The organism is Allobosea sp. ASV33 (genome assembly GCF_016428755.1).
Lineage (GTDB): Bacteria > Pseudomonadota > Alphaproteobacteria > Rhizobiales > Beijerinckiaceae > Allobosea.
Window position 1 is genome coordinate 1 of the sequence record NZ_JAELTI010000104.1, and the last position, 17,833, is coordinate 17,833.

Annotated in this window: 16 protein-coding genes, 1 tRNA gene and 2 pseudogenes; 10 read left to right on the forward strand and 9 right to left on the reverse strand. The window is 67.2% G+C overall.

Annotated elements, in window-relative coordinates:
* The 4 genes and pseudogenes from JHD80_RS28405 to JHD80_RS22790 form a co-directional block, all read left to right on the forward strand.
* Nucleotides 1-194 (forward strand): annotated as a pseudogene (locus tag JHD80_RS28405) (thioredoxin reductase); the annotation flags it as partial.
* A 219-nt stretch (nt 195-413) separates the two neighbouring features.
* A complete protein-coding gene (locus tag JHD80_RS29415; protein ID WP_465246550.1) occupies nt 414-593 on the forward strand; it encodes a peptidoglycan-binding domain-containing protein in 180 nt (59 codons plus the stop codon).
* A gap of 178 nt (nt 594-771) precedes the next feature.
* On the forward strand, nt 772-1,728 hold the full coding sequence (locus tag JHD80_RS22785) for an alpha/beta hydrolase (protein ID WP_199092108.1): 957 nt from the start codon (nt 772-774) through the stop codon (nt 1,726-1,728).
* An 18-nt stretch (nt 1,729-1,746) separates the two neighbouring features.
* On the forward strand, nt 1,747-2,424 hold the full coding sequence (locus JHD80_RS22790) for an antibiotic biosynthesis monooxygenase family protein (RefSeq protein ID WP_199092110.1): 678 nt from the start codon (nt 1,747-1,749) through the stop codon (nt 2,422-2,424).
* A gap of 643 nt (nt 2,425-3,067) precedes the next feature.
* On the opposite strand, the gene JHD80_RS22795 is transcribed toward JHD80_RS22790, so the two are convergent.
* Both JHD80_RS22795 and JHD80_RS22800 read right to left on the reverse strand, forming a co-directional pair.
* Nucleotides 3,068-3,144: transfer RNA gene (locus tag JHD80_RS22795), tRNA-Arg, on the reverse strand.
* Nucleotides 3,145-3,404: 260 nt separating this feature from the next.
* Nucleotides 3,405-3,614 (reverse strand): hypothetical protein, encoded by a 210-nt coding sequence (locus JHD80_RS22800; RefSeq protein WP_199092112.1) that lies wholly within the window; start codon nt 3,612-3,614, stop codon nt 3,405-3,407.
* Nucleotides 3,615-3,858: 244 nt separating this feature from the next.
* Here JHD80_RS22800 and ykgO point away from each other — a divergent pair, with 244 nt between their 5' ends.
* Together ykgO and JHD80_RS22810 are read left to right on the forward strand one after the other, a co-directional pair.
* Complete coding sequence (ykgO, locus tag JHD80_RS22805; protein WP_038363015.1) at nt 3,859-3,984, forward strand: type B 50S ribosomal protein L36; 126 nt, start codon at nt 3,859-3,861, stop codon at nt 3,982-3,984.
* A gap of 140 nt (nt 3,985-4,124) precedes the next feature.
* The gene (locus JHD80_RS22810) at nt 4,125-4,778 is read left to right on the forward strand and encodes a tetratricopeptide repeat protein (RefSeq protein ID WP_199092114.1); all 654 of its coding nucleotides are present in this window, start codon (nt 4,125-4,127) and stop codon (nt 4,776-4,778) included.
* Nucleotides 4,779-4,956: 178 nt separating this feature from the next.
* On the opposite strand, the gene pyk is transcribed toward JHD80_RS22810, so the two are convergent.
* The 3 genes from pyk to JHD80_RS22825 form a co-directional block, all read right to left on the reverse strand.
* Nucleotides 4,957-6,396, reverse strand: coding sequence for a pyruvate kinase (gene pyk / locus JHD80_RS22815; RefSeq protein WP_199092117.1), 1,440 nt, complete (start codon nt 6,394-6,396; stop codon nt 4,957-4,959).
* A gap of 173 nt (nt 6,397-6,569) precedes the next feature.
* Nucleotides 6,570-7,013, reverse strand: coding sequence for a DUF1036 domain-containing protein (locus JHD80_RS22820; protein WP_199092119.1), 444 nt, complete (start codon nt 7,011-7,013; stop codon nt 6,570-6,572).
* Between the two features lie 2 nt (nt 7,014-7,015).
* Nucleotides 7,016-8,290, reverse strand: coding sequence for a glycerate kinase type-2 family protein (locus JHD80_RS22825; RefSeq protein WP_199092136.1), 1,275 nt, complete (start codon nt 8,288-8,290; stop codon nt 7,016-7,018).
* Between the two features lie 291 nt (nt 8,291-8,581).
* Here JHD80_RS22825 and JHD80_RS22830 point away from each other — a divergent pair, with 291 nt between their 5' ends.
* Nucleotides 8,582-8,824: a DUF2312 domain-containing protein gene (locus JHD80_RS22830; protein WP_199092121.1), complete on the forward strand. Its 243-nt coding sequence runs from the start codon at nt 8,582-8,584 to the stop codon at nt 8,822-8,824.
* A 72-nt stretch (nt 8,825-8,896) separates the two neighbouring features.
* Here JHD80_RS22830 and JHD80_RS22835 read toward each other — a convergent pair whose 3' ends face one another.
* On the reverse strand, nt 8,897-9,502 hold the full coding sequence (locus tag JHD80_RS22835; protein ID WP_211201064.1) for an FMN-dependent NADH-azoreductase: 606 nt from the start codon (nt 9,500-9,502) through the stop codon (nt 8,897-8,899).
* A gap of 111 nt (nt 9,503-9,613) precedes the next feature.
* Here JHD80_RS22835 and JHD80_RS22840 point away from each other — a divergent pair, with 111 nt between their 5' ends.
* Both JHD80_RS22840 and JHD80_RS22845 read left to right on the forward strand, forming a co-directional pair.
* Complete coding sequence (locus JHD80_RS22840) at nt 9,614-10,606, forward strand: LysR family transcriptional regulator (protein ID WP_199092126.1); 993 nt, start codon at nt 9,614-9,616, stop codon at nt 10,604-10,606.
* Between the two features lie 78 nt (nt 10,607-10,684).
* Entirely contained in the window at nt 10,685-11,293 is a 609-nt protein-coding gene (locus JHD80_RS22845; protein WP_199092128.1) for a glutathione S-transferase family protein, read from the forward strand.
* A 116-nt stretch (nt 11,294-11,409) separates the two neighbouring features.
* Here the strand turns inward: JHD80_RS22845 and JHD80_RS22850 are convergent, their stop codons facing one another.
* The 3 genes from JHD80_RS22850 to JHD80_RS22860 all read right to left on the reverse strand — a co-directional run bounded on the left by JHD80_RS22850 (nt 11,410) and on the right by JHD80_RS22860 (nt 16,899).
* Entirely contained in the window at nt 11,410-13,191 is a 1,782-nt protein-coding gene (locus tag JHD80_RS22850) for a peptidoglycan L,D-endopeptidase MepK (RefSeq protein WP_199092130.1), read from the reverse strand.
* 189 nt (nt 13,192-13,380) lie between these two features.
* Nucleotides 13,381-15,297: a L,D-transpeptidase family protein gene (locus JHD80_RS22855; RefSeq protein ID WP_199092132.1), complete on the reverse strand. Its 1,917-nt coding sequence runs from the start codon at nt 15,295-15,297 to the stop codon at nt 13,381-13,383.
* Between the two features lie 105 nt (nt 15,298-15,402).
* Nucleotides 15,403-16,899, reverse strand: coding sequence for a sigma-54-dependent transcriptional regulator (locus JHD80_RS22860; RefSeq protein ID WP_199092134.1), 1,497 nt, complete (start codon nt 16,897-16,899; stop codon nt 15,403-15,405).
* A gap of 259 nt (nt 16,900-17,158) precedes the next feature.
* Between JHD80_RS22860 and JHD80_RS22865 the strand changes: the two are divergent.
* A pseudogene (locus JHD80_RS22865) lies at nt 17,159-17,833 on the forward strand (M3 family oligoendopeptidase); the annotation flags it as partial.

Genomic DNA, 17,833 nt, shown 5'->3' on the forward strand with positions numbered 1-17,833 from the left:
AGACGGGAACGGGCCTGACGCGGGATACCGCGATAGCCGGAGAAGTCCTGCGAACGCTGGAAACCGACAAGGCTGGTGTCTTTGCAATCGGCGACGTGAGGGCAGGATCGACTAAACGCGTCGCCGCCGCCGTCGGAGAGGGAGCAGCAGTGGTGGCCCAGATTCATGGCTACCTAGCCGATGTCGTTCGATAGCGCCCGTACTACCGCGTCCGCCAACAGGGCTCCTGGTTGACTGCTATCGCCGGTCTAGGTGCCTTTGACGTGCTCGTTGGCATTCCGTGGGCGGCCAGGGCAAACCGGCGGTGAAGGAAGCGTAGCCAACAAAGCCCGACGAATGTCCGGTTTCGTCAAGGCCTGAATGTCGGCTCATGGTGCTTAGCTGACTCGCGGAACACCGACAGGTTCGCAGCCATCGTCAAGCAGGTTCAGATGGCGGTGCTAGCGCTCGGATATTACAGCGGCCCGATCAACGGCACAGTGAGCCAGGTCACACGCGATGCGCTGACCCGGCTGCAGACCGATTACGGATTGAAGCGGACGGGAACCATAACGCTGCAAACTCGGGATGCCCTGAGGATCAGGGCTGATTGAAGCAGCGGATACCTGCCACGTCATCGACACCCCAACATTCGCGAAGCAGATTCGTTGCAGCGCTTGAGCGGGCGGTACCTAGACGTGGCCCTCGATGCTTCGACCGAGACCGTAGCGTTGTCAGGCGCAACGCCCCATTGCCGGTGCTAGCGTGCTACCACAGTATCAGGGAGGCTACATGCTGAACGAAGTAATCGCCGAAAGCGAGCAAGTCTTCCATATCGATGGCCCGATCCAGAGCATGTCGCTTTTCCTGCGCCGCTTAGCGCGTCGGGATGAATCGAGTCCATCCGCTGGGATTGTAATCTATGTTCACGGCGCGACATTTCCTTCCGCTCTATCGATCGCCTACCGTTTTGCCGAAGGTAGCTGGCGTGATGCGCTCTGCGCTGCAGGTTTCGATGTCTGGGCCTTCGATTTTTACGGGTTTGGTCATTCGGCGCGGTATCCGGAGCAGTCGCAGCCGGCCGACGCGAATACCCCTCTGGGATTGGCGAGCAAGGCGGCCGAGCAGCTTCAGCGCGTTGCCTCCTTCGTCCTTGAGCATGAGCGCGCGGCACGCGTCTCATTCATTTCGCATTCCTGGGGGGCACTCCCGGTCGGCATCTTTGCCGGCGCGCATCCCAGCTGGCTCGATCGCTGGGTCATGTTTGCGCCGATCAGTCGGCGCCCGCCACGGCGCTACGAGGCGCCGGCGTCCGCTCCGGCATGGAAGGCGATCTCATTGGAAGACCAATGGACGCGTTTCGTTGAGGATGTGCCTGCTGAAGCGCCGCCGGTCTTGTCACGGGAAGAGTTTGATGGCTGGGGCTTAGCCTATCTCGACACCGATCCCGGCAGCCGCCAGCGCGATCCCCCTGCCGTCAACGTGCCGCTTGGGCCGTTCAGTGAGGTCATCGCCGCTTGGCATGGCCTCTTTCCCTACGATCCGGCGAGGGTACAGGCACCGACCGCCATAATCCGCGGCGAGTGGGACGGGCTGATGACCGATGCGGATGCGCGCTGGCTCTTCGATGCCATGACCAATGCGCCGGAAAAGCGGGACGTGAAGATCAGCCGCGGCACGCATCTCATGCATCTCGAGGCGATGCGCCAGGCGCTCTGGCGCGAGAGCATCGCTTTCTTAACGCCCTGAGACCAAGTGGAGAAACCGATGTTTTCTGTGATTTTCGAGGTCCATCCGAAACAGGAACGGTTCGACCTCTACCTCGATCTGGCCAAGCAATTGAAGCCGATCCTGGAAACGATCGACGGCTTTATCGACAATGAGCGCTTCGAGAGTGTCACGCGACCAGGATGGATCTTGTCGCATTCGACCTGGCGCGACGAGAAGTCGCTCATTCGCTGGCGCACGGTCGCCAAGCATCATGAAACGCAGGAACGAGGCCGCGAGGAGGTCTTCGAGGACTATCATCTGCGCGTCGGTGAAATCGTTACCGACACTGCGCCGCCTGAGCACCACCGCGTGGTCGAGCATCGCCTCGAAGAGACGGAGATCGGCAAGGGTCGATTCGCAACCCTGACGGAGATCGACCCCTCGGAAGGGGCGCCCCAGGGTATCGATGGAGCGACGCTCGCAGCCCATCTGGAGCTAGAGAGCAACGCCCCAAGCCTGATCAACTATGACGTCTTCGCCAGCATTTACAGGGAGGGTAAGTTCGCTCTGCTCGCTTTATGGCAAGATCGGCAGGGTGCTGAGAGTTATCAGCCGAATCGCTTTGCGGGGGCACGCGCGGTGCGGCATCGCGTGGTGCGGGTGGTGCGCGGCTACGGCATGTTCGACCGTCGCGAGAGCCCCCAATATTATCCAGGTGTGGTGCGTTCCTGTTGAAAACGTTGCGACTGACCCCGCAGCTCCGGATCGTCCATGAGGCTCTCCAGCTCGGCCACCCGCCGCCGATACGCCTGCGCCGGGTTGGGATGGACGATGACCGGGGAGGGCTCCTGGGCTTCCGATAAGCCCGGGCCTCCGGCCGACGCTCTTCGCCTTCAAAGTCCGCCAGTCGCTGCTTCATGGACCGGCGATAGAGCCTGCCCTCTATTGCGCTCATGATGCCGTCGATCTTCCGTTGGACTTCGGCCACCGGGATCCGCCAACTGGTGCCTCGTTAAATTCATCGACCAAATGGCTGGTGTCCGCTTGTCGGCGTCGAGCCAATGTCTCGTTGTGGCGCAGAACTCTCAAGAGCGGCTGCGATGAGGCGTCGCGGCTTGAAAGGGGTAAGGGCCGCCTTGGGCGGCTATGGGGAATGGAGGTTTCCGGCCCGATGGAAATCGCCGCCTCCCGGCCCGTCAGAACCCGCTCTGGCGCACCTCGCCGAGAGCCAACAATGCGTGAGGCATCCGCCGCGCATCGCCCACGAGCGCGCGGATCTACCGGAAGTTTCGGTGGACGGCATGTAGACAGCAACGCCGCACGGAGCCGGCGGGGTCGACTACGGTCAACCCTAAGGTATTGTATTTTTTGAGAAAAATGGCGCGCCCGAAAGGATTCGAACCTCTGACCCTCAGATTCGTAGTCTGATGCTCTATCCAGCTGAGCTACGGGCGCGTCTCAGAGCGTCATGACGCGTTGCGTCCGGCCTGATGACGGGGGAGATAGCCGGTCCGTTTCGTCTTGGCAACCCTCAAAATCGCGAAGTCATCGAATTGTTGTGATCGGGTGGCGAGCCGGCTTGCATACCCCCCGGCGCGACGGATTTCGAGTCGCGGGGCCGCCCTGTCGCGGCCTGATCGACCCCGACGTTTTCAGGCCGCGTCGAGACAGGCGAGCGCGCGAGGCGCCCGCCTGCGATACAGAAGCGAATGTGATCAGCGCGTCGCGTTTCTGGTCGCGCGCACCACCGAGGGGCCGGAGACGGCGCCGGCCGCGCCGCCCACGACGGCGCCGACGGGCCCAGCCACCACTGCGCCGGTGCCGGCGCCGACCGCTGCGCCGCCGATGCGCTGTTCAACGGTGTTGCCGCAGGCGCCGAGAAGCAGCGCGACGGCGAAGGTCGAGACGAGAAGAGGCAGGCGCATGGTGGTTCTCCGTGTGAGCGAGTGTCCCAACGCCATTCTGTCGCTTCGGTTCCATTGTGGCAAAAGCGGATTTCGTGCCCGCCGGGGCGCGATCGCACTTGCGATCCACGGAAAAATCCGTATACAGCCGGCATCGCATCAGTCGCACCATTGCATGGGCGGTGAGAACCGTTGAGGTTCGCGTCGCAGGCTGAAGGTTTTTGACCGGCCCATCTCGTAAGGGCGGGCCGATGGAGTTGAGACGATGAAGATCCGTAATTCGTTGAAGTCGCTGCGCGCGCGTCATCGCGACAACCAGCTCGTGCGCCGCAAGGGCCGCGTCTACATCATCAACAAGGTCCAGAAGCGCTTCAAGGCGCGTCAGGGTTGAGACGTCGCGCGGCTTTCGCTGCGCGGGTGCCTCGGGTGGGATTTTAAGGAGCGGGACGCCGATGGCGTGCCCGCTCTTTGCGTTGCGCGCTCGCCCGGCTGTGATTTGACGGGGCGGCGATGCCGGCTAGAGTTGCGCGCATGATCCGTTCCCGCATCGCGCCCGCCGTCTTCGCGCTGCTGCTGGTGTCAGCCGGCCCGTCCGTCATCGGCGCGGCCCAGGCCCAGCCTACGCCGCCGTCGCGACCCGGCACCGTCCTGCCCGATGACAAGGCGGACAATCCGGTCACGCCCAGCGCGCCGCAGCGCAGCCCGGCGGCGACGCTGGAGCGGCTGTTCCAGCGGCTGCACGATGCCACCACGCAGGAAGAGGCCGAGGGCGTCGCGCGCTTGATCCAGCGGCGCTGGGCCCGTTCCGGCTCCGATACGGCGGACCTGTTGATGACCCGCGCCCAGCAGGCGCTGAAGGACAAGCAGAACGAGCTCGCGATCGAATTGCTCGACCGCGTCATCAGCCTGCAGCCGGACTGGGCGGAGGCCTGGAACCAGCGCGCCAACGCGCTCTACCTGATGGGCGATTCGATCCGCTCGATGCTCGATATCGGCGAGACCTTGAAGCGCGAACCGCGCCATTACGGTGCGATGATGGGGCTTGGCTTGATCCTGCGCCAGCAGGGCGACGACAAGGCCGCGATGACCGCCTTCCGCAAGGCGCTGGAGATCTATCCGCAGTTCGACGCGGTGAAGAAGGCCGTCGATTCACTGAAGACCGAGGTCGACGGCCGCGACGCGTGATCCCATCGGGCCGCTGCCGATTTCATACGGAAACGCACCGTCATCCCGGGCTTGACCCGGGATCCATCATAACGCGCGGCGCTCTACGATGGATTCCGGATCAGCGCCGCTTTGCGGCTCGTCCGGAATGACGGCGGCCGTTGGTGGAGGCGCGTCGGCACCCTTCGATCCTGCGCTCTCAAGCCTTCTCGACATGCTCCTGGGCGATGAAGGCGATGCGGACCATGTTGGTCGCGCCGGGCGTGCCGAAGGGCACGCCGGCGACCACGATGACGCGGTCGCCGAGCTTGGCATAGTGCTCGCGCACCGCGAACTTGCAGGCGCGGAAGGCCATGTCGTCGGCGTCGCTGGCATCCTTGGTGACGATCGCGTGCACGCCCCAGACCAGCGTCAGGCGTCGGGCCGTGGCGCGGTTCGGGGTCAGCGCGATCACAGTCGAGTTCGGGCGCTCGCGGGCGATGCGGAAGGCGGTCGAGCCCGAGGAGGTCCAGGCGCAGATCGCCTTGAGGTTCAGGGTCTCGGAGATCTCGTGGGCGGCCTTGGCGATGGCGTCGGCGCCGGTGGCTTCAGGCTCGTTGCGCTGCGATTCGAGGATCGAGCGGTAGACTGCGTCGTTCTCGACCTCCTCGGCGATGCGGTTCATCATCGCCACCGCCTCGACCGGGTACTGGCCGGCGGCGCTCTCGGCGGAGAGCATCACGGCATCCGCGCCCTCGAAGACGGCGGTCGCGACGTCGGAGACCTCGGCGCGGGTCGGCACCGGGCTCGTGATCATGCTTTCCAGCATCTGGGTCGCGACGACGACGGGCTTGCCCTTGAGGCGGGCCATGCGGGTCAGGCGCTTCTGGGTGCCCGGCACCTTCTCCAGCGGCATCTCGACGCCGAGATCGCCGCGCGCGACCATGATCGCATCGGAGGCGTCGATGATCTCCTCCATGCGCAGCACCGCCTGCGGCTTTTCGATCTTGGCGAGCGCGAGCGCCCGGCCGCGCACGATCTTGCGCAGCTCCGCCATGTCCTCGGGCCGCTGCACGAAGGAGAGCGCGATCCAGTCGACGCCGACCTCGGCCGCGACCTCGGCATCGGCGCGGTCCTTCTCGGTCATGGCGGAGACGGCGATCGTGGTGTCGGGCAGGCTCACGCCCTTGCGCGAGGAGAGCCGCCCACCGACCAGCACCTTGGTGACCGCCTGCTTCTCCGAGGCCTTCTCGACCACGAGGCGCAGCTTGCCGTCGTCAAGGATGAGGTGGTGGCCAGGCTCGAGCGCGCTCAGGATCTCGGGATGAGGCAGGTGGACGCGCTTGGCATCGCCCGGCGACGGATCGGAATCGAGCGTAAATCGCGCGCCATTTTCCAGGATGGCGCCGCCATCGCCGCCGAACTGGCCGACGCGCAGCTTCGGGCCCTGCAGGTCGGCGAGGATGCCGACCGGGCGACGGAACTTGCCCTCCAGCCCGCGCAGCATCGCGACCTTCTCGCTCAGCGTCTCGCGCTGGGTGTGGCTCATGTTGATGCGGAAGACGTCGACGCCGGCCTCGAACAGCTTCGCGCACATCTCCTCGGTCGCGGAGGCGGGCCCCAGCGTGGCGATGATCTTGATCCGGCGTTCGCGCTTCATCATTCTTCCCCCGCGATCCGCAAGCCAACCCGGCTTCGGCCGCATCCTTTCGTCCAGTGTGGAGCGAGCTTGGCCCGGTGCCGGGGTCTCGCTTCCGGTTCTTGCCCGCAGCGCCGGCCGCCCCGGCGTCGCTCGTCCAGCTTAAGCCGGGACTGTCGTCCGGCATAAGCCTATCAAGGCCGCGGAGCGCCGCCTCCGGCCGTATCCGTCAATTGGATCGTCCAGCTCTTCTGCTCGCCCGTATCGACCTCGAAGAAGCCGGCGCGGTCATAGCCGCGGGCCAGGCAGTCCTCGATGCCGCGAATCGTGAATTCCTTGTTGCGCACGCACATGACCGATTTTCCGGTCCATTCGCCGCCCTTGTCGTAATCGACGGCGTGAACGTAATAGAAGCGCGCCGCCAGCGTGCCGCGCAGCAGCGTCTCGCAGCCGCGCGGGCTGATGTTCCACCAGCCCTCGGTGATCCAGCCCTGAGCATCGCGGTAGCCGATCGAGACACCGATGCGGCTCGACGTGGTGTTGCACATGCGCAAATCCGCCTTCGCGGGCGCCACGCTTCCAAGGAAGGCGGCCGCGCAGAAGGCGAGGGGGAGGACCGTTCGAGGAAAGCCCGGCATTCTCACGGTTCGATCAGGATCACGCGGCAGTCGTTGACATTGGTCAGCGTCGGTCCCGGCTGCAGCAAATCGCCGAGCGCTTCGAAGAAGCCGGTCGAATCGTTGTCGGCGAGGGATCGGGCGGGATCAAGGCCGATCTCGGCGGCGCGGGTCAAAGTCTGGGGATCGACCAGGGCGCCGGCCGGATCGGTGGCCTCGCCGCCGCCGCCATCGGTGCCGTCGGTATCGCCGGAGAGCGCGACGATGCCTGGTTCCCCGGCGAGCGCGATGGCGAGCGCCAGCGCGTATTCCTGGTTGGGGCCGCCGCGGCCGGAGCCGCGCAGGGTCACGGTGAGCTCGCCGCCGGAGAGGATCGCGGCGCGCTTGCCCTCCCGCTTCAGGCGCCGGGCGAGTTCGGCATGGGCGGCCGCGACATCGCGGGCCTCGCCTTCGAGATCGGCGCCGAGATCGTGCACGGCGTAGCCTGCGGCTTCGGCGGCCGCGCGGGCCGCCGCCAGCGCATCGGCCGGGCGGGCGATGATGCGGAAATCGCTGTTGGCGAAGGCGGGATGGCCGGGCTTGGGCGTCTCGTTCGCGGGATCGTCGAGCAGGGTGCGGGCCGCTGCCGGCAGGTCGAGCCCGTAGCGGGCGACGATGGCACGGGCCTCTGCCGTCGTGCTGGGATCGGCAACCGTCGGGCCCGACGCGATCGCGGTCGGCTCGTCGCCGGGCACGTCGGAAATCGCGAGCGTCAGCAGACGTGCCGGAGCTGCGGCGAGTGCCAGCCGGCCGCCCTTGATCCGCGAGAGGCGCTTGCGAACGATATTCATCTCGCCGATCGGCGCGCCGGAACGCAGCAGCGCCTTGTTGACCGCCTGCTTCTCGGCGAGAGCGAGCCCGCCGGCCGGCGCGACCCAATTGGCCGAGCCGCCGCCGGAGAGCAGGACGAGTACGAGATCCTCCGCCGTGGCAGAGGCTGCGAGCGCCAGTGCCCGCTCGGCGCTGTCTATGCTGCCCTGGTCGGGGACGGGATGGCCGGCCGCGACCATCGGGATTTGCCGTGTGCGGGCCGTATAGCCGTGGCGGGCGACGGCATGGCCGAGGAGCCGCTCGGGTGGAAAACCCTGGTCGAGATAATGCGCCTCGGCCAGCGAGGTCATGCTGCCGGCGGCCTTGCCGGCCGCGAGCAGGATCAGGCGTCCGTTGGTGGGCGTTGCGGGTAAATGCTGGGGCAGGCAGCCGGCGGGATGGGCGCGGGCGACGGCGGCGTCGAAGATCGCGCGGGCGGTCGCGCGCATGGCTGCGATGGCGGTTTTGGATTGCGGCACGCCGCGCGGCTCCCCTGGTCTCGGCCGCTATGCGGCGCTCTCCTTGTCATCGTTGTAGGGTGGCTTGGGAGCGGCGTCATCTGCCGTCTGGCGATCTAGTCATACTTTTTGCGATGATCGCGGCCAGGCTTCGACCTTGAAGCCGATATGCGGCATCAGGACTGTTGATGGGCGACGGGGCATCGGCCAGTTCTGTCTTGACGGGCAGGCCCGATCCGGGCGAACGCTGCCGGCCAATTTCGTATCCGGGAAGGTTATCAGATGGACGATCCGGTTGCTGGCGACCAGCTCAAGAGCATCGTCGAGCGCATCGAGCGGCTCGAGGAAGAGAAGAAGACGATCGCCGACGACATCAAGGAGGTCTATGCCGAGGCCAAGGGCAACGGCTACGACGTCAAGGTGCTGCGCAAGGTCGTGGCGCTGCGCAAGCGCGACCTCGACGAGCGCAAGGAAGAGGAAGCGATCCTCGACCTGTATCTCCAGGCGGTCGGCGAAACCGCGTAAGCGGTTTTCCACGCAGGCATGAAAAAGCCCCGCATCGGTCTCCCGATGCGGGGCTTTTCGTTGGAAGGAGGCTCAGGCGACGAGGGCGAGCTCGGCATTGGCGTTGCGGATCGCCTCTTCGCGCGCCTCGGGGCCGTAACCCAGCTTCTCGGCGCGGATGAAGGTGACATCGGTGATGCCCGCGAAGCCCAGCATCGTGCGCAGATGCGGCTCCTGCGAATCCAGCGACTGGGCCGGGCCGCTGCTGTAGAGGCCGCCGCGGCTCTCGACGACGATGGCGCGCTTGCCCTTGAGCAGGCCCTCGGGGCCAGCCTCGCTGTAGCGGAAGGTGACGCCGGCGCGCAGCACGTAATCGAACCAGCTCTTCAGCGTCGAGGGAATGCCGAAATTGTACATGGGCGCGCCGATGACGATGGTGTCGGCCGCCTTCAGCTCCTCGACCAGGGCGTTGGAGAGGGCGAGCGCTTCCTGCTGCGCCTGGGTCTCGGTGATGCCGGCGCGCACTGCCGCCGTGGTCTCGGCGTTGAGATGCGGGATGGGATTGGCGTCGAGATCGCGCTCGAGGATGTGAACGCCGGGGTTCTGGGCGCGCAGCCGCTCGACGGTGCTCTGGACGAGGAGCTTCGAGACCGAATTCGGGCCGGAAGCGCTGCTGTTGAGGACGAGGACGGAGGCCATGACGACGGTTCCTGTGGCGGAATGATTTCGATGCCCAGGAAGGTAGTGGTTCACGAACGGCACTAGAACCGCCATAATCAGAACCAGACTGTTGCTGCAGGAGGAACGCCGATGGCGGAGCTCGATGATATCCGAAGCTTCATCGCCGTGGTCGAGGCCGGCGGTTTCGGCCGGGCGGCGCAGACGCTGGGGCTGGCGAAGTCGATCGTCAGCCGGCGGGTGAGCCGACTGGAGGAGGAGCTCGGCACGCGCCTGCTCAGCCGCACGACGCGCGGCGTCGCCGCGACCGAGGCCGGGCTGGAGTTCAAGGCGCGCAGCGAGCGCATCCTGGCCGAGCTGGAGGAGGCGCGCGAGGCGGTGGCGCAGCGCGCCGGCGGCGTTGCGGGGCGCTTGCGGCTGGCCATGCCGATGACCTTCGGCAACCGGCATGTCGCGCCATTGCTCGGCGAACTCGCGCAAATGTATCCGCGACTCGAGATCGACGTGCAGGCCAGCGATCGCTATGTCGACCTGATCGGCGAGCGCTTCGATGCCGCGATCCGCATCGGCTCGCTCAAGGATTCCAGCCTGATCGCCCGCAAGATCGCGCCGGTCCATGCCACCGTTGTCGGCAGCCCGGCCTATTTCGAGCGGCGCGGGCGCCCGGCCATCCCCGCCGATCTCAACGATCATGATTGCCTGCTCTATAGCGGCACGAACGACCAGGACTGGGTGTTCCGCTCGGGCAAACGCTGGATCACGGTGCGGCCCCCCGGCCGGATGCATTCCGACAGCGGCGACACGCTGCTGTCCTGGGTCGTGGCGGGGCTGGGGCTGACGGTGCTGCCGACGTTCATCGCCTCGGATGCGATCCGCTCCGGCGCGGTCGAGCCGATCCTGCTGGATTATCCCATGCCGACGCGCGCGCTCTATGTCGTGCGCCCGCCCGGCGCCTACGTGCCTGGCAAGGTACGGGTGCTGATCGACCTGCTGGTCGAGCGTTTCGGCGGCACGCCCTATTGGGACCCCTGCCAGATGGAGGCGCATCAGCGGGGCCTGCGGCTCGACGAGCCGTTGAGCGGCCAGCTCACGCCTGTCGCCAGCCCTGAGCATCAAGCGGCGTGATCCCGCGCATCACGGGAATTCGCGTGGCTTTGCGGCCGGGTTTCGGCACTCTCGCGCCGGTTTGAAACGGAGGTCGCGATGCTGCTCGTCGGAATGCTGGATAGCCCCTATGTCCGCCGCGCGGCGATCACGGGGACCTTGCTGGAGGTGCCGTTCGAGCATCGCTCGGTCTCGGTGTTCCGGCATATGGAGGAATTCCGGGCGATCAACCCACTGATCAAGGCGCCGACGCTGGTCACGGACGACGGCATCGCCATCAGCGAATCCCTGCTCATCATCCAGCATTTCGAGGATGTCGCGGGACGTTCGCTGCGCCCGCTCGAAGGCGTGGCGCGGCGGCGCGACCTGGCTCTGACCGGGATCGGCATCGTCGCGGCCGACAAGGCGGTCTCGATCGAATACGAGCGCAAGCGCCCGGAAGCGCAGCGCTACGCGCCCTGGCAGGAACGCATCGTCACCCAGCTCCACGTCGCGCTCGACCTGCTCGACGCGGCGGCGAAGGAGGGCGAGCTGACGGCGGGGCCGGAACTGTTGCCGAGCGATATCGCGGCCGCCATCGCCTGGGGCTTCTGCCGCTTCGTGATCCCGGAATTCGCTCCGGAGGAGCGCTGGCCGGCCTTGGCCGAGCAGGCGCGGGCCTGCGAGGCACTCGACGTGTTCAAGGCTTGGCCGATCGACCGGGAATAGCGGATTGCCCGTCATTCTCGGGCGAAGCGTAGCTGAGACCCGTGAATCTCAGGACGAGAAGCTACCGGTTTCCGAGATGCTCGGGGCAAGCCGGAGCATGACGCGCTCTTCAGAACTCAGTTCTGCACGAAATTCGTCGGCAGCGGCCGGACGGCCGGGCCGGTGAAGGTGCCGGGCTTGGCGTCGACCGGGTCGGCATGGCTGAAGCCCAGCGCCGCTGCCGGGCTCGGGCCGGCGATCGGCGCGCCTGACGGGCCGGCGGCCTTGCTGCGGGCCGTCGCGACGTTCACCGGTTTGCCCGGCGTGCCGCCGGTGCGGGAGACGGCCGCGAAGAGGGAGTTCAGGCCGCCGCGATCCATCTCGGCGGTGTCCTCCGGCTCTTCCGGGACCGGGACGGAGCGCTGGGTCGCCGTCGCGAAGCTGACGCCGCCCTCGCGCGGCCGCACCGGCGGCAGCGAGGCGGTCACGAGGCGACCTTCCGAGGGCTGGGCGAGCGGGGCCTCGGCCGCGCCAGTGCCGCGCAGCGAGGCGATCGCGGCGTCGGCGAGCGCGGTCGGCCGGATCGGCGGCAGCGGTGCATTGGTCGGCTGGCCGGCGACGACGATCTCGCTGGGGCTCGCGACCTCGCCGGGGCGGCGCGGCGGCAACGAGGCGAGGACGAGTTTCTGATCGGGCTGCGGCGCGAAGGCGAGTGCGCCGCCAGCCGAGGGCAAGGCGGCGACCTGGACGGGTGCGCCGTCCTCCGCCGGCACCGACAGGCCACGCGGCCGCGCCAGCGGCAAGGGCACGTCGACGAGCAGCGGGCGGGTGTCGCGCGCGACCTGCGGGGGCGGTGTCGCAGGCGCCGGGGCGGCCACGGCAGGTGCCGGGGCGGGCGCTTCCTCGGCGGCCGGTTGCGGCGCGAGGCGCCGCGAGCGCTCGCGGGTGATGGCGCTGGTGCTGGATTCCTGGATAGGCTGGATCAGGACGCGGCCGTCGTCGTTGCCGTTGCTGCCGGTATAGCCGGCATTGGGTGCGGCATAGGCCATGACGGTCGGCTGCTGGCGCGGGCTGCCGCGCCGTGCCGTCGGCCGGGCATCGGCCTCCTCGTCGTCGCCGCCGAACAGCGTCGCCCACAGGCTCTTGCGGCCGGAGGAGGCGACGGCGCCCTCATCCGCATCGGCCACGGCATAGCCACCGACCGAGCCGCCGCCCGAGAGGATCTCGGCTCTGGCGAGCTCGTAGCCGGCGAGCGGCTGACCATCGGCGGGGATATGAACGGTCTTCTGGTCCGGGAACAGCCGCACGAGCTGATCGCGCGTCATGCGCGGCCAGGAGCGGACCGAGCCGACATCGAGATGGACGAAGGGGGTGTGTGCGTTCGGGTAGAAGCCGACGCCGCCGCGCTGGAGCCGCATGCCGATCTCGCGGATGCGGGCGGTCGGCACGTCGGGCAGGTAGAAATCCATCGCCTTGCCGAGCATGTGCTGGCTGTGCTTGGCAACGGCGCGCGAGCGGCGGCGCAACATCGCGTTGGTGCCGGGGGCGCGATAGGAGGAGACCACGTGGAAGGGCTGATCGGAGCCGAGCTGGCGCTGGACCTCCCAGATCACGTCGAAGAGCCGCGGATCCATGCGGGTCGGCTCGTCGGTGCGCCAGTCGCGCAGGGCCCAGTTCAGCTTTTCCAGCGCAGCCGAATCATAGCGGCCGTCACGCTTGAAGGTGACTGTCGTCTCTTCCTTCGTGTGCATATGCCGGATGGTGATGGTGCGGGTGTCGCCATTGGCGGCGGCATCCTGCGTGCCGCGGATGCCGACCAGCGATGCGACCAGGGCCAGGCCAAGCACCAGCGCCTGTCGCGCGGTCGGCTTCGTGCCGGACGGCGCGCATCCTGCAAGCGTGGCGGTGATCCTGCCCAATCTGTCTGACCCGTCTCGGTGCCCCCGCCGAAGCGGTGCGATAAACGTGAACGAACAGTTGCGGAGAAGCGTTAACGTCTCGTTAGCGAGCCGGCAATCGCCACGCCAAGAATTTCCTGCGGAACGTGGCTAAAGTGGGATCATGGCGAAAAGGTGCCCATAGGGGAGGGCACCCTCACCAAGGGTGTCTCAACCGCCCTGCTGCTCCAGGGCCTGCCGGACCAGCCTGTGGAAGCCGTAGACGTCGTCGAACCGGGTGATCTGGCCGTCCTCGCCGACGACGATGGTGTTGTAGACGAGGTGAATCGGCATGGGCTGCGGCAGGTTGATGCGGCGCTCGCCCTGTCCGATCAGGCGCTTCAGCCGCTCATGCGACCATTCCGGGCCGAGCACCTGGTCGGCCAGCGCGAACGGGTTCTCGACGCGGACGCAGCCATGGCTGAGCGCGCGGCGCTCGCCGGCGAAAAGGCGGCGATTCGGCGTGTCGTGCAGGTAGACCGCATGCTCGTTCGGGAACATGAACTTGATCCAGCCGAGCGCGTTGCGCTCGCCCGGCGGCTGGCGCACCGAGATGCCGCCGCCCTTGGTGCGGGTCACGACATAGCCGCGCTTGGCGGCATATTCCGGATCGGCGGCGAGGCCGGGCAGGAATTCCTTCTTCAGGATCGAAGGCGGCACGTACCAGGACGGGTTGACGATGACGTGGTCCATCTTGTGCGAGAAGATGGGCGTCGCCGAGTCCGGCTTGCCGACGATGGCGCGCGTCTCGTGCACGACCTTGCCGGAGCGGATGACGCGCACGCGCATCTCCGGGATATTGGCGATGATGTGGTCGGTGCCGAGATCGGGCGGCAGCCAGCGCCAGCGTTCCATCTGGGCGATGATGTCTTCCTCGCCGCGGGCGGTTGCCGGCTTGCCGAGCGCGGCCAATGTCCGCTCGCTCAAAATGCCGTTGGCCGGCAGGCCTGCCTTCTTCTGGAAATCGGCCAGAGCCAGCGCGGTCGAGCGGTCGAAGACCGGCTCCTCGCTGGGCCCGAGGCCGAGGCGGGCGCGCACCAGCGGGACGCGCTCGTCGCGCATGCCGAGCTTGAGCGGGGGGCCGGCGGGGATGCGGACCAGCGGGGTGTCGTCGAGATGCTCGCGCATCTCCGCAAGCTTGGCCTTGAGGCGGCGATAGCCCTCATGCGGCGGGTTGTAGGCGGCGAGCACGGCACCGGCGTCAGGCGCGCCGGCCATTTCCGAGAGCACCTCGGTCGCGGAGGGCAGGTAGAGCGTCGGCGTGATCAGCTTGGAGAGCTGGCGCGGGTTGAGGCGGCCGCCGCGGGCGTCGCGGGCATAGAGCACGGCGATGGCCGAGAGGCGGATATCGGCCTCGGCGAGCCTGGCCTTGTCGCTCGCCTCGAAGACGGGGAGCGCATAGTCGTTCGGGCGCAGGCCGTCCTCGCCGGCGCGGCCGAGCTGCGTCGCGATGCGCTTGCCGGCCTCGTTCCAGCCCTTCGAGCCGACCCAGAAGGGCCGGTTCTCATTGGCCTGATAGGCGGCGATGATCTCGTTGCGCTCGCGCTCGCCGAGGCGGCGCACCGCCAGTGCCTCCGGCAGGGCGGCGACGATCGCGGCGGAGAATTCGGAGCCCGGCGGCAGCGCGATGACGACCTTCGGCACGTCCGGCAGCGGCACCAGCGGCTCGACGGTGCGCAGCGGCCCGGCCTGCGGGGCAGCCTCGGCCGGCTCCGGCGGTTTGACGACAGGCGTCAGGGCCGGGTCGGCCGCCGGCATTTCGACAGTGGGGATGTCGAGCGTGACCGGCTCTTGGTCCCTGTCGAGGGGGGCGGCTGCGTCCTGCTTCGCTGGGTCAAGCGGCCGGTTGCCGGGCGTGACCGTGCCGGTGACGATCTCCGCATCGGCGGAATGTTCCGGCGCGGCTGCGATCTGGGCAGGGGCGGCCGGCGGCGCAGCGTCGGACAGCTTGAGCTCGGGCTGCTCCGGCAGCGGAATGCCCAGCGTCGCATCGGTATTGAGAGGGGTCTCGGCGCGGAGCGGGAGGCAACCCAGAATGATGGCCAAGGCGGATGCCGAGGTCAGTTTCGCCCAATGGCGAGGACGCATGGTCGCTATCCCGATTGCTGCCGAACCCCGCCATTCCTGCGTGACTCGGCTGGTTGAGACAAGATGCGGCGGTGCAACAGACCACCGCATTCGGTTAGTTGCAGCTCATGCCGCGTCGGTTTCGTCGCCGTTCGATTCGCTTTCGATCAGCCCGTAATCCTTGAGCTTGCGGTAGAGCGTCGAGCGGCCGATGCCGAGCTTGCGCGAGACCTCGGACATGTGGCCGCGGTAATGCGCGAGCGCGAAGGTGATGATCTCGCGTTCGAGCTCGTCGAGCTTGCGCATGTCGGAGCCGGCGACGAGATCGAGCGCGTTGGGATCGCGCACCGGCATCTGGATGATGCGCGGCGGCGCCTCGCCATGTGTCTCGGAGCGCGCGAGCGGGGCAGGGGCCGGCGGAATCCGGACCTCGTAGCCGTTCATCTGCGCGGCGATCTGCGGGAATTCGGTGACGTCGAGCTCCGGTCCGTCGGCGAGGACCACGGCGCGGAACACGGCGTTCTCGAGCTGGCGGACATTGCCCGGCCAGTCATAGCCGGTGATCAGGGCCGCGGCCTCGGCCGTGAGTCCTGTGAGCTTGCGGCCCTCCTCGGCGGCGAAGCGGGCGAGGAAGCCGCGGGCAAGATCGGCGATGTCCTCGCGGCGCTGGCGCAAGGCCGGCAGCGTGATCGGGAAGACGTTGAGCCGGTAATACAGGTCCTCACGGAACTCGCCGCGCTTCACCTGGTCGAGAAGGCTCTTGTTGGTGGCCGAGATCAGACGGATGTCGACGCGTACCGATTTCTTGCCGCCGACAGGGTCGACCTCGCCCTCCTGGATCGCACGGAGCAATTTGACCTGGGCATCGAGCGGCAATTCGCCGACCTCGTCGAGGAAGAGCGTGCCGCCATTGGCCTCGACGAATTTGCCGAGATGGCGCTCGGTCGCGCCGGTAAAGGCGCCCTTCTCGTGGCCGAACAGGATGGATTCGACGAGATTATGCGGGATCGCGCCGCAGTTGACGGTGACGAAGGGCTTGCCCTTGCGGTCGCTGGAGCCCTGGATCGCACGCGCCAGCACCTCCTTGCCGACGCCGGATTCGCCCTCGATCAGGATCGGGATGTTCGACTTGGCGGCCCGCTCGGCCAAGCGCACGACGCGGGCCATGTCCGGGCTCTTGGTCGCGAGATCGCGGAAGCCCAGCGTGTTCGAGGCGCGGCGCTTGATATGACGCAGTTCATGTTCGAGCGCGCCGAGCTTCAGCGCGTTGCGCAGCGAGACCTGCAGGCGTTCGGCGCCGACGGGCTTGACCACGAAATCGACGGCGCCGGCCCGCATGGCCGAGACGACGGTCTCGATCGAGCCGTTGGCGGTCTGGACGATGACGGGGATCTCGATGCCGCGTTCGCGCAAAGCCGCCAGCACGCCCATGCCGTCGACGCCGGGCATGTTGAGGTCGAGCACGATGGCGCTGAAGCGCTCACCCTCCGGCACGCCGAGCAGCGCAAGAGCCGCCTCGCCGTTCTCGGCGCTCAGCACGTCGTAACCGAAGCGCTTGAGCATCGCGTCGAGCAGGCGGCGCTGGACGGGATCGTCATCGACGATGAGGACGGTATCGGTCATGGCACCTCGAAAGCCCGTGCAGCATGAAAGAAATCTTGGCTGCAGGCGGAATCACCTGTTCCGTTCTGGGGCATGGTCGGCCAGAAGGGTTAAGCGGGGTTTAAGCCGGGGTTGGTGGCGGATGTGATGCGAGCGGTTCCGCACAGGGCGTCATGGCTTCGCCTCTGCGCTCGCAATGACGGTCGTGCTGCGCAATCCATGGCCAAGCGGCTGCACAGCCATTATGGAAGGGCACGTTTCAGCGCGAGGTATCGAGCGAATGGGTTTTCATGACACCGTCCTGCGTTCCGCCACAAAAGCGGGGGCGGCGAAGCCGGCGCAGGGGACCGGAGACCTGCCGGAATGGGACCTGAGCCATCTTTATCCCGGCATCGAATCGCCGGAGTTCAAGAGCGACCTGGAGCGCGGCCTCGCCGAAGCGCAGACCTTGGCCGAGCGCTATCACGGCAAGCTCGCCGATCTCGCCGCCGCGCCTGATGGCAGCGAGACGCTGGCGGTAGCGGTCAAGAGCTATGAGGGCTTGAGCGATCGGCTCGGCCGGATCGGCGCCTATGCCGGCCTCGTCTATTCCGGCGACACCACCGATCCGCAGCGCGCCAAGTTCTATGGCGACACGCAGGACAAGCTGAACGCCGCGATCACCGAATTGCTGTTCTTCGAGCTGGAGCTGAACCGGATCGAGCCGGACGTGCTGGCGAAGGTCGCGAGCCAGGCGCCGCTCTCGCACTGGAAGCCCTGGCTCGACGATCTCGCCAAGGACAAGCCGCATCAGCTCGACGACCGGATCGAGGCCTTGTTCCACGAGAAGTCGATCACCGGTGCTGCCGCGTGGAACCGCCTCTTCGACGAGACCATCGCCTCGCTGCGCTTCATCGTCGACGGCACGGAGCTGACGCTCGAGCTCACGCTCAACAAGCTGCAGGACAGCGACGGC

Bases quoted from the DNA above. Each gene is read 5' to 3' on its own strand.
- JHD80_RS22785 (WP_199092108.1), top strand. From the start codon at position 772: ATGCTGAACGAAGTAATCGCCGAAAGCGAGCAAGTCTTCCATATCGAT.
- JHD80_RS22790 (WP_199092110.1), top strand. From the start codon at position 1,747: ATGTTTTCTGTGATTTTCGAGGTCCATCCGAAACAGGAACGGTTCGAC.
- JHD80_RS22800 (WP_199092112.1), bottom strand. From the start codon at position 3,614: ATGCGCCTGCCTCTTCTCGTCTCGACCTTCGCCGTCGCGCTGCTTCTC.
- ykgO (WP_038363015.1), top strand. From the start codon at position 3,859: ATGAAGATCCGTAATTCGTTGAAGTCGCTGCGCGCGCGTCATCGCGAC.
- JHD80_RS22810 (WP_199092114.1), top strand. From the start codon at position 4,125: ATGATCCGTTCCCGCATCGCGCCCGCCGTCTTCGCGCTGCTGCTGGTG.
- pyk (WP_199092117.1), bottom strand. From the start codon at position 6,396: ATGAAGCGCGAACGCCGGATCAAGATCATCGCCACGCTGGGGCCCGCC.
- JHD80_RS22820 (WP_199092119.1), bottom strand. From the start codon at position 7,013: ATGCCGGGCTTTCCTCGAACGGTCCTCCCCCTCGCCTTCTGCGCGGCC.
- JHD80_RS22825 (WP_199092136.1), bottom strand. From the start codon at position 8,290: ATGCGCGCGACCGCCCGCGCGATCTTCGACGCCGCCGTCGCCCGCGCC.
- JHD80_RS22830 (WP_199092121.1), top strand. From the start codon at position 8,582: ATGGACGATCCGGTTGCTGGCGACCAGCTCAAGAGCATCGTCGAGCGC.
- JHD80_RS22835 (WP_211201064.1), bottom strand. From the start codon at position 9,502: ATGGCCTCCGTCCTCGTCCTCAACAGCAGCGCTTCCGGCCCGAATTCG.
- JHD80_RS22840 (WP_199092126.1), top strand. From the start codon at position 9,614: ATGGCGGAGCTCGATGATATCCGAAGCTTCATCGCCGTGGTCGAGGCC.
- JHD80_RS22845 (WP_199092128.1), top strand. From the start codon at position 10,685: ATGCTGCTCGTCGGAATGCTGGATAGCCCCTATGTCCGCCGCGCGGCG.
- JHD80_RS22855 (WP_199092132.1), bottom strand. From the start codon at position 15,297: ATGCGTCCTCGCCATTGGGCGAAACTGACCTCGGCATCCGCCTTGGCC.
- JHD80_RS22860 (WP_199092134.1), bottom strand. From the start codon at position 16,899: ATGACCGATACCGTCCTCATCGTCGATGACGATCCCGTCCAGCGCCGC.